We start from the raw sequence: 300 nt of genomic DNA, 5'->3' as shown, positions 1-300 counted from the left end.
CTTTCCAGCCGGCAATTGAAGAGCCATCAAACATCTTGCCGTCGGTGAAGAAATCTGCGTCAACCTCGGAGGCGGGCAGGGTCACATGCTGCTCTTTGCCGCGGCTGTCAGTGAATCGAAGATCGACCCATTTGACTTCGTGTTCTTTAATAAGATCAGTTGTTTTGGACATTGTGCATGCTCCGTTTGTTATCCCGCTGCGCGGGCCATTTCTGTGTAGATGCTTGCCGGATCGATCAGCATGGCTGACACCCGATCTTGTTCAGGTCTGGCAGCTTAACAAAAGCTATCGCCGGTTAC

1 protein-coding gene is annotated in these 300 nt (G+C 51.7%); it reads right to left on the bottom strand.

All coding sequences use genetic code 11. From position 1 onward, the window contains the following. Positions 1–172: glutamine synthetase beta-grasp domain-containing protein (locus tag E5Q11_RS17725; protein ID WP_210426348.1), on the bottom strand; the 172-nt coding region annotated here is incomplete at its 3' end. Positions 173–300 lie beyond the last annotated feature (128 nt).

Origin of the sequence: Marinobacter confluentis (assembly GCF_004785685.1) — a bacterium.
GTDB lineage: Bacteria > Pseudomonadota > Gammaproteobacteria > Pseudomonadales > Oleiphilaceae > Marinobacter > Marinobacter confluentis.
This window is presented reverse-complemented; position numbering and strand designations above follow the sequence as displayed.